This window comes from Edaphovirga cremea (assembly GCF_003332275.1).
Classification (GTDB): Bacteria; Pseudomonadota; Gammaproteobacteria; order Enterobacterales; family Enterobacteriaceae; genus Edaphovirga; species Edaphovirga cremea.
In genome coordinates, this window is the sequence record NZ_QOVA01000006.1 from 169,667 (window position 1) to 180,008 (window position 10,342).

Genomic DNA, 10,342 nt, shown 5'->3' on the forward strand with positions numbered 1-10,342 from the left:
TGTGAGATAAAAGAATGAAGAACAAAAAAATCACTGACAGGATTAATTATAATAGAATCCTCAATGGTTATTGCCTCATTTGCAAACAATATGGAAAATTGACTAAAGATCATGTCCCACCGAAAGGTTCGGTAACAATAACAAAAAGAGAACAACGAACTATAAGTGAATCTCATCCTGATACGTTCGACAATATAAAGGGATTGCCCACTTTAAGAGCCAGTATTTTTAAAACTATTTGTCATGAATGTAACAGTAAACTACTTAGTCAATTTGATAGTGAGATATGTGCTGTAACAAAGTCCATAACATCAAAAGTAAAAGACTATTTTACTTTAGCAAACCAAATTTACAACTATATTGAGACCCCTTTTAACGCAACGAAATTCACAAGGGGCATGATAGGTCACGTATTGTCTGCATCCTCCATAAAGACATGCCTGAATCCAATCGCAGATAGCCCTTTCTTTTCACCATTACGAGACTACGTTTCTGGAAAAATTGCAACATTCGAAGATACTCATGATATATACTACTGGTTTTACCCTCATACTACACATATTAGTGCTCAAGGATTAGCATTCTTTAATGAAGGGCATATATGTGTATGTTCACTACTTTATTTTTTCCCTATCGCATTCCTCATTACCCTGAAAGGACAAGGAACATTTCCCGCCCACGCACAAAGACTCAAACTTAATGATAAAAAAATTCGTTTTCACATGAGCGTATATAATATTGCTTTTAGTTCATTTCCTTTTGTTGAATTAAAAGGAAATCAAATGTTTGCATTCAACGATGAGTTTACCTGTATAAGTTACCCGATAAAAAATGATTAGTGGATTGCTTGACCGGAAAATATCACATAGATTAATGACACAGAGGATTTAGATAATTAATATCATTCCTGGATTCATTTTAATAAAAAACAGTACAAATAATTACAAAGAGCATTGAGATACTTTCTTAAAAAAGACACCTCTGATTTTAACCATAATATTTTAATTGCACTTCATATTAAAAGTACTTCAATTTTAAAATGCATAGGTAATCCCTTGTCTTTTCCATTCTAACAATATCAGGGCTGGCGGATTAAATTTTAACAACCTAAAGGCCAGTTACCTTAGCACCAAATTTATTCGTGAGTATCCGATTAGGGGTAAGGCAGGCATCGTTAATGCACAAGGGGAGGATTATATATTAATATTAAGTTCTCCCCTTGTAGCAAATTACAACTCAAACCCAGTCAATGTAGTTGCTTCAATCGGCGTAAATCTGGTTTTATCCCCATGAAGCCTTACAGAATTTTATTTTTCCCAATGTAATAAATTCATTCAGTGCTTTAGTTATTACCCATAGTCGTATAACCAACGCCATCATTCTTCCTTCCCCTTATACGATGAATATCGAATCCTTTTTATTTCAGCTATTTCCTCCTTTGTCGGCATATCTTTATGGGTAATACCCAATTCACTTTCATAATACTCACCACTTTCTATCAATTTTCTTTTATGTTCTTTCATCCACTCAAAAAAACTTCTATGTTTATCACTATCCATTTTACGCCTCTACTTATATTAATAGTATATATACCTGCTAACTATCAGAGTTAAAGAGATAGTTAGCAGTTTAAAATCAATTTTCAAACTTAACTACATCAGCCAGATTTACTTTTTTTCTTAATCACTATAGCATCTAATAATTTCTGTTCATCACTACGTTTATCAAATTCCAACCCAGTAAGTGAGTAGTGAACTACTTTATATGCTTCCTGTCGCTTTCCTTTAATTTGAACCTTCCCTGATCGAGTAATGCAAATATAGCGATTGACAATAGTACTGGCCCTTTTTTCCTTGACCTCAAAAATGTCCAATGGGTTATCTATTATATTAAGAGTATTATTACCCCCATTGGACACTTTTTGGATGTCAGAACTCCAATTTCCATCGGCAAGCATTGCATTCAAGTCCCCTTGATAGAATTCTTTCAATACTTTCTCTGCGGTCCTTTTAGCTATAGTAACAATATCTTGACTCAATAAGTACTTTTCTCCTTTAACACTAACTAAAGAATTTTGTACTTCATTACATAATACAGCACGAATTGAAGTATCAAAATGTACATATTTCATATCACTCCATATTTTTTCAATATATGACTTGTCATAAATTATTTGTTTAATAACATGTTCAATATCATCTATTTTTAAACCAACCTCAGTCATTTTTAATACAATTTCCTTGGTGCTGTCATACTCCGGGCTATAATCTGATTCTACGCATTTATTTTTAAAATCATGTGCTAATTTAAGTAAATCTTCACAACGTATATATTCACGTTGTTCTTTCACTTGTTGCTTATCATTTTCTATTTGTTCTTTCTCAATAGTTAGTTCATGCCTCCAAATTGGGTAGAATACATCATACCCATATTCAATCAATCTACTGCTAAATACACCAAAGTCATTTGATGCCTTTTCTTTGCGATTTAAATAACTTTGGTAATCAATAGCACAGTAGTTTACTTTAAACTCACCATCTGCATAAAATACACTCGCATGTTTTATTTCCTTACTGTATTGAGCAATGTAGCCCTTACGTTCAATCTCACTGCTTGCAACTGACAAACACACTGTAAGGGCCTCAGCAAGTTTTTGAGCTGCTTTGATCTTTGCGTGAACATTGTCATCAGAAACATCAAATAACGGCTTAGCATCGATATAATACTGCACTTTTTTAATTTTTTTCACGTTTCTAAATCGGTTGCTAACCTGTTCAATACGATCGGGATCAGTATCTCCTAATATAAAAACATTAGCATCGTCAAGTTCATCAGTAATACTCAAACCTTCAACAATACTGTTTGTTCCAACAATGCATTCATAGTCATCCAGTTTACCAGTGATAAAAAGGTTTACTACTTCTGGTTCATTCTTAAGGTCTGCATTAACAAATAGACAATTTTTACCTGATAATTTTCCGATCGTTTTTCCCAAATCTTTATCGTTTATCAAAACGATAGATTTACCTTTGCTCTCACGCAAATCATTGAGCAAAGACTCTTCTTTAGACTTACAGATATTAGTTTGAATTTTTTTCTTTGCTTGACTTTCTTTACGCACACGATGAATAGTTTCAAATTTTAAGCAACTAAAGTATTCAGGACGAACAGTGCCAGACATTAAGATAACCTTGCGGAACATGGTACAAGCTTTAGCTAACAAACGAATTATTGTAGCTTTGTAATCATAATCCAAGACCATTCCATGTGCTTCATCAATAACTAAATCCCACTTTTTGCACTCTTCTGGATTTCTCATCATTTTTTCTATTTGGTTCCAAGTCGCAACATTTTCATCCTGAATATTATTACTGCTACCTGACTGCACGACTATTGAATTTAACGGCACTACTAATTTAGTATTTTCACGTCTTTCCATCGCATGGTTTTTCCCCCCTCCAGTAGGTACAATTAGCAAGTTCAAGCCATCTTTGAAATAAATTTGTTTAATAACATCAGATAGGTATTGATTAGGTTTCAATGTAATATCTGTATCATACTTTGGTAGCTTCACATTTTTAGGGGGGTAGATTACTGTTGGTTGCACTAATAAATTGAATTTAAATCCAGTAGGTAAATTCTTTCGTAGTCCCATAACATGACCGTATGAAGCATTTGCCATTTTAGCCATATCTGAGCCTGTATGACGTGCTCCCGGCCTGCTTACTGCATTTAATACACTAATCATGTCAATATCACTTACATCAGCAGCAGCTAATCTGTTTGCTAAAATGCGACGTTCTTCATATTCCATAGCTCCGCGATTATGTTCGATGATGGCCTCTAAAACACATCTAATATTATCATCGTCAAACTTAGGTTTTGTAAAAACTGCATTGAGAGGAAAGTCATTAATTACTGCCGGTACATAATCAATACATTCCAAGTCAAACAACCTACCGCTGTTATGATATGCCTTGAATTGATCTTCAAACACCTTGTTATATGTTGGCAAGTACTGAATTTGTAGTGTCTTACTAAACGAAGCGTCGGAGTACCAAAAACGTTTGCGTAATGACTCTGAAAACTCATTATAAACATCTGCACTAATTGCTCTTTTTAGAGGTAATATAACTCTAAAACGCTCCCCCCTGTTTAATCCCTTGCCCACCAGAAGAATAGATAAGATGCTCGTAATCGTTTAAATCACTACGAACTTCATCCATTGAAATACTATCATCAATATCAAGAACTATCGCATAATGAGCAATAACATTTGCATGACTACGAGCACCGTTTTTTATCATTTCCGCAAATACTACAGCGTCAAACCTTCCCTTTGCTTTCTCATATTCATCTTTACCATAGGCACAGAAGGAACTCCAGTTTTCCTTGTTTAAAAAATTCTCTACAAGCTTTCCCCATTTATCACTTACATGACTTGTTAATGCAATTTCCCTGCCCTTTTTAACTGCTTTTTCTTTGACCACTTTATTATCTGATGCATATTTGTTTTCAAAGTGGGTAAGTTTTATTGTTAAATCATGATAAATAGTTTTATCTGTTGCTTTAAAAACTGCTTTTCTTTTATTTTCGTTCATTCCATGAACTCCCTTGTTAAATGAAGCATCCAGCTTCGGTTTATTGCCAGTAGTTATCTACTGGCATTTTACTTTACATCCAAAAATCGCATCTTATTAATAAGATATTGCAATCCTTCACTACGGTTTTTTAAACCTATATTAGATACTACTGTATCTACGAATTTTATCTGTGAGTCAGATAATCGCACACCGACTTGATGTGTTTTCTTCTCTTTCATATTTGTTACCATTACCTCAATAATATTAAACATAAAAAAAACCATAATTACTAATATGGTTTTAATTGAACAGACGGCAATCTGCTTAACTAATATATTTATTAAAATTGAAGCAAGGACTATTAACATCATGATTAACTACTTTAACGCCAGACGAAAGTGTTAAATGTTGATAATTAAGAAGGCAAAACGGAGATAATCTTTGATATTTATTTTATAGCATATTATTTTTTAGTGTTTCATGTCTTTCTTTAAATCTGTAAAACACATGAAAGATAAATGCAGTGTTTTTTGCCATGTCTCTATTATAACACGAAAGTTGACTTCGTTTCATCTATTATGTAAATAATTAAAATTCAGTGATAATCAAAGAAATAACGCACTACCGCTGGTGGCTGATTTCTTGCATACGATAGCAGACAGCTAATTTTCACATCAACATAAATGAAAAAGTATTTTCACTATATAACGTCTAAATTTCATTATTTCATTTTAAGTCGTATTAATAGTTCATGATTAAGTAGTAAAATAGATGATATATATATATGCTAAAAGTAGTTCTCTTTGTGGGTACATCGTAGATACTTTTTAATTTTTGTATGTTCACTTGGACGAGGTGTGAAGATAAGCCTTAAAAACGCTCTGTAAGCCATCATGCGGTAGTTTTTATAAGATTTGATATTAGGTTACCTTTAAGACTAAAACCTCATAGCAGGTGTTCTACGAGGTTATAATCTCTTCATTATAAATCTATCTCTATCTGTTAGGCCAGAATAGAGCACCATTGATTTCAGGATACCCTGCTATTGATAGCATTTCTTTTACTGTTTTATAAAAACCAAGATATGCATGTCTAATTTCATTGCGTATACTCAGTGACCTATTGACAAATTCATTGCTCGTTAATAATTTTTCCATCTCATCATTATTTTCGTAGATTATATTTTCAGTGAACGCTTCGACATCAAAATTCCAATGTGGCTTCCTATTTTCTCCACGAAAAAGAAAAATCTCATCAATACCACGACATTTTATTTTTATAGATATACAGCCGTCTGTTTTGTCGACCATCACAAACTCTATAATTGAGTTAATAACTGAGCGTATTTCATTTCTTGTCTCATCAGAAGAGTTAGTAAACACTTTCCAATGAATCATGTTCATAAAATCAATCATAGTAACTTCAAAATTCCCTTTGCTCTCTGCTAAAACCTTACGTTCTTTTATTCGCTCAATATCCCTCAGTAACACTTCTCTATTAGCTGATAGTTCCTTTAGTCTAATTGAGAACATTTTAATACTCACCCCCTCCTCTATAGAAAGAGATATATTTTCAATCTTCTTATCAATTCCGGTCACTTCATCTTGTTTAGCTGTTATTACTTTTACAAACTTAGATGTATCTTGACCTTTTTGCCTATTGGCATCCATATACCCAATCAACAATGCAACGATCACACAATGGTCAACAAGTGGAGCAGTAATAGACCAACCAATACAGCCTTTCTGTAAATGTCTACCATTCAAACAAATGTATCTTGGCTTGCCTCTATTCATAAAACCAGCCATAGTGCCGCCACATTTTCTACATCGAAGAATTGATAACCCTGAAAGTAGTTTGATATTATCTTTAGTAGGATCTTTTTTTGACTTATTACCATTCTGAGTCTTAAGCTCTTGAAGTTTTAAAAACTCAGTCTCACTTTTGCATAATGCGGGATAATAATCACGAAGTTTATAAGTTTGACTATCAATATTAATAGTTCGCTCACCTATTAATGCTCTACTTTCACGCATCCTTTTCAGAACTTGATAATCCCATTCTTTACCATTTAATCCATTGGGATATCTCTCATCAAGATACCTTTTCACCTTATATATTCCGTGACCGTCTAAAAAAAGATCAATTGCTTCTCGGGCGATATCCCAGTAATGTAAATGTTTGCGAACAGCCTCTTCTTGTGATCCGCTATCATCGATCCAGAAGGGGTGCTTACCACAACTTTTTATATTAACAGGGTATCCCTCTTTATGACGTTCCACTAAAACTTTAACATTACTAATTGTACGACTCTGCTTAGTTTTGCTTTCCTCATTTGCACGACTAAACATTAGAATAGATGCCACCAGTTCATTAGGGTTTTTGTTAACAGAGTCCAATGTGTAAACTCTTTTATCCATCCCCGTTACAAGTGTTAGTCCAAGTTCCAGCAACTCAATGAACAATTTTTGTGCAGTGATGACACCTTGCCGTGTAAGACGATCTAAATTCTCAACGTATAGCCAGCTATCCGCAGGTATGACTCCATGCTTTACAGCCTCAATAAACCCACCAAGTTTGCCTGTCTTAGCGTTTTGACCTCGAAAAGCACTCACCCCAGGATCTATGATCTCAGCAAGCTCCAGCTCGTTCGCCAAGGCACACTCCTTTGCCCCCTCCATCTGCCTTTTAAGGGTCGTTCCCTTAGCCTGACGCTCTGATGACCAGCGGATATAGCTGTATAACTTAGGCATGTGTATACTCTCCAAATTCTCAATAACATATTGTACAAAAAAATGGCTAAGATTGGATTTTTATCATTAGGGTGCCCGAAAAACCTGGTGGATTCCGAAAGGATCCTGACCGAACTGCGCACGGAAGGTTATCAGGTCGTACCGCGTTATGATGACGCCGAGCTGGTGATAGTTAACACCTGTGGTTTTATCGACAGCGCCGTGCAGGAGTCGCTGGAAGCGATAGGCGAAGCGTTAAGCGAAAATGGCAAAGTTATTGTCACCGGTTGCCTGGGCGCAAAAGAGAATCAGATTCGTGAAGTGCATCCAAAGGTGCTGGAAATCACCGGACCGCACAGCTATGAACAAGTTCTTTCTCACGTTCATCAGTACGTTCCCAAACCTGCGCATAATCCGTTTACCAGTCTCGTGCCGGAACAGGGTGTCAAATTGACGCCAAAACATTATGCGTACCTGAAGATTTCCGAAGGCTGCAACCACCGTTGTACCTTCTGCATCATTCCGTCTATGCGTGGCGATCTCGACAGTCGTCCGATTGGCTCCGTGCTCGATGAAGCCAAGCGTCTGGTTGATGCGGGTGTCAAAGAGTTGCTGGTGATTTCACAGGACACCTCGGCCTATGGTGCTGACGTCAAAAATCGTACCGGTTTCTGGAATGGGCAACCGGTAAAAACCAGCATGGTCAGTCTGTGTGAACAGCTTTCCAGCCTCGGAGTATGGGTTCGCCTGCACTACGTTTACCCCTATCCGCACGTTGACGACGTCATTCCTTTGATGGCAGAAGGCAAGATTCTGCCTTATCTGGATATCCCTTTGCAGCACGCCAGTCCAAAGATCCTCAAGCTGATGAAGCGCCCTGGCGCGGTAGAGCGCACGCTTGAACGCATCAAACGCTGGCGCGAAATCTGCCCGGATCTGACGCTGCGCTCGACCTTTATTGTTGGCTTCCCCGGTGAAACGGAAGAAGATTTCCAGATGCTGCTCGACTTCCTGCAAGAAGCCAAACTCGACCGCGTTGGCTGTTTCAAATACAGCCCGGTTGAGGGTGCGACCGCCAATGCGTTGGCCGATCAGGTTGATGAAGGGATCAAGGAAGAGCGCTATCACCGCTTTATGCAGCTTCAGCAGCAGATTTCCAGCCAACGCCTGCAAGATAAAATTGGCCGTGATGTTTTGGTACTGATTGATGAAGTTGACGAAGAAGGTGCAATTGGCCGCAGCATGGCTGATGCCCCTGAGATTGATGGTGCCGTTTATCTGAACGGTGATACCTCGGTAAAAGCCGGTGATATCGTCAAGGTCAGAATCGAAAATGCCGATGAATACGACCTGTGGGGCAGTCGAGTCTAAAACTGTTCCTGCCAAACCCGCAAAAGGCGCAATACACATTGCGCTTTTTTTTATCCGTTTGACCCGTCCTAAATAGCGTTGACACATTTCTGATTTATTTTTGGAGATCGTGACAATGACTGAATACCCGAAGGGGGACGCCGGGAGTGCGGCGTGGGCACTTTTTTTGGGCAAATTGGCCCATAGCAATTGGGATGATTATTTGTTTTTAACGACGGATTCTGAGCAGGTTTCGGTTGATATAAATGTATTTTTCTACTTGAGCCTCGAAGCCTCAACCGACAAAGGGCCGCCAGTCGCCGCGGCCCTTTGAACCCAGGCTTTTTCGCGGCATTTCTCGTCGGCTGCGCCGATACCTTCACTCATCTCTCCGGCGAACGGGTCGGCTTTAGGCTACAGATTATACATAGCCTATTGTTTTTAAACCAGGTTCAGTGCAGGTTTCGGTTGGTTTATGATCGCTATTCTACTTGAACGCTTTCGCCTCAACCGACAAATGGCCGCCAATCGCCGCGGCCCTTTGAACCCAGGCTTTTTCGCGGCATTTCTCGCCGGCTGCGCCGGTTCCTTCACTCATCTCTCCGGCGGACGGGTCGGCTTTAGGTTCGGGCCATGCGTGAACTATTGTTTTAAAACAAGTTCGGAGTAGGTTTCGGTTGATATAAATGTATTTTTCTACTTGAGCCTCGAAGCCTCAACCGACAAAGGGCCGCCAGTCGCCGCGGCCCTTTGAACCCGGGCTTTTTCGCGGTATTCCCCGTCGGCTGCGCCGATACCTTCACTCATCACTCCGGCGGACGGGTCGGCTTTAGCCCACATCCATGTGGGCGGACGCCTCTCACCGCCATCCTGGCGGTTCGCCCCTGCCTGCGTTCTTCGCTCAGCGAGTCATGACGCTCTGGGAAGGTCAAAGGAAACAACAACAGATAAAAAAATGATAATGAATTGAGACAATCTTGATGTTTTCATTTTCTCTTTTGATTATTTCTTTTGTCTTTGACCTTCCCCCGAGCATCATAAATTGCTGAGGGCGGAATGGAGGCAGGGATGAGCCGCCAGGACGGCGGCGAAAGGCGTCCGGCTACAGGGACCTGTAGCCTAAAGCCGACCCGTCCGCCGGAATGACAACCGAGGGCACCCGCAACGCGGGCAATTTGTGCTGCGTAAAGCGCGGGTGCAGGGGACACGCTTTTGTCCCCTGCTTGATTGCCGATCTTCACACTGGAAGAACGAAACAAAACCCAAAGCAATCAATCAACAAAACTATATTTTGACGTTCACAGACATTGAGATACAAAGTTCATTTTGACGTTGACCTTCCCCGAGCATCATGAATTGCTGAGGGCGGAATGGAGGCAGGGATGAGCCGCCATGGATGGCGGCGAAAGGCGTCCGGCTACAGGGACTGTAGCCTAAAGCCGACCCGTCCGCCGGAATGACAACCGAGGGAACCCGCAACGCGGGCAATTTATGCTGCGGAAAGCGCGGGTGCAGGGGACACGCTTTTGTCCCCTGCTTGATTGCCGATCTTCACACTGGAAGAACGAAACAAAACCCAAAGCAATCAATCAACAAAACTATATTTTGACGTTCACAGACATTGAGATACAAAGTTCATTTTGACGTTGACCTTCCCCGAGCATCATGAATTGCTGA

The 10,342-nt window shown here is 39.1% G+C and carries 7 protein-coding genes; 2 read left to right on the forward strand and 5 right to left on the reverse strand.

Features of this window, described 5'->3' with window-relative positions:
- Positions 1–14: 14 nt before the first annotated feature.
- Positions 15–839, forward strand: a complete 825-nt coding sequence (locus DRI82_RS10960; protein WP_114193533.1) for a hypothetical protein — start codon at positions 15–17, stop codon at positions 837–839.
- Between the two features lie 537 nt (positions 840–1,376).
- Here DRI82_RS10960 and DRI82_RS10965 read toward each other — a convergent pair.
- The 5 genes from DRI82_RS10965 to DRI82_RS10985 form a co-directional block, all read right to left on the reverse strand.
- Complete coding sequence (locus DRI82_RS10965) at positions 1,377–1,559, reverse strand: hypothetical protein (protein WP_114193534.1); 183 nt, start codon at positions 1,557–1,559, stop codon at positions 1,377–1,379.
- Between the two features lie 98 nt (positions 1,560–1,657).
- Positions 1,658–4,171 carry a DEAD/DEAH box helicase family protein gene (locus DRI82_RS10970; RefSeq protein ID WP_114193535.1) on the reverse strand — a complete coding sequence of 838 codons (2,514 nt, stop codon included), beginning with the start codon at positions 4,169–4,171 and terminating at the stop codon, positions 1,658–1,660.
- Positions 4,137–4,601 (reverse strand): hypothetical protein, encoded by a 465-nt coding sequence (locus DRI82_RS10975; RefSeq protein WP_114193536.1) that lies wholly within the window; start codon positions 4,599–4,601, stop codon positions 4,137–4,139. The genes DRI82_RS10970 and DRI82_RS10975 overlap by 35 nt, the downstream gene beginning before the upstream one ends.
- A 68-nt stretch (positions 4,602–4,669) precedes the next feature.
- Positions 4,670–4,954, reverse strand: a complete 285-nt coding sequence (locus DRI82_RS10980) for a hypothetical protein (protein ID WP_114193537.1) — start codon at positions 4,952–4,954, stop codon at positions 4,670–4,672.
- A gap of 624 nt (positions 4,955–5,578) precedes the next feature.
- Positions 5,579–7,336 (reverse strand): recombinase family protein, encoded by a 1,758-nt coding sequence (locus tag DRI82_RS10985; RefSeq protein ID WP_114193538.1) that lies wholly within the window; start codon positions 7,334–7,336, stop codon positions 5,579–5,581.
- Positions 7,337–7,378: 42 nt separating this feature from the next.
- On the opposite strand from DRI82_RS10985, the gene rimO reads away from it, so the two are divergent.
- Complete coding sequence (gene rimO / locus DRI82_RS10990; RefSeq protein WP_114193539.1) at positions 7,379–8,686, forward strand: 30S ribosomal protein S12 methylthiotransferase RimO; 1,308 nt, start codon at positions 7,379–7,381, stop codon at positions 8,684–8,686.
- Positions 8,687–10,342 lie beyond the last annotated feature (1,656 nt).

Bases quoted from the DNA above. Each gene is read 5' to 3' on its own strand.
- DRI82_RS10960 (WP_114193533.1), top strand. From the start codon at position 15: ATGAAGAACAAAAAAATCACTGACAGGATTAATTATAATAGAATCCTC.
- DRI82_RS10965 (WP_114193534.1), bottom strand. From the start codon at position 1,559: ATGGATAGTGATAAACATAGAAGTTTTTTTGAGTGGATGAAAGAACAT.
- DRI82_RS10975 (WP_114193536.1), bottom strand. From the start codon at position 4,601: ATGAACGAAAATAAAAGAAAAGCAGTTTTTAAAGCAACAGATAAAACT.
- DRI82_RS10980 (WP_114193537.1), bottom strand. From the start codon at position 4,954: ATGATGTTAATAGTCCTTGCTTCAATTTTAATAAATATATTAGTTAAG.
- DRI82_RS10985 (WP_114193538.1), bottom strand. From the start codon at position 7,336: ATGCCTAAGTTATACAGCTATATCCGCTGGTCATCAGAGCGTCAGGCT.
- rimO (WP_114193539.1), top strand. From the start codon at position 7,379: ATGGCTAAGATTGGATTTTTATCATTAGGGTGCCCGAAAAACCTGGTG.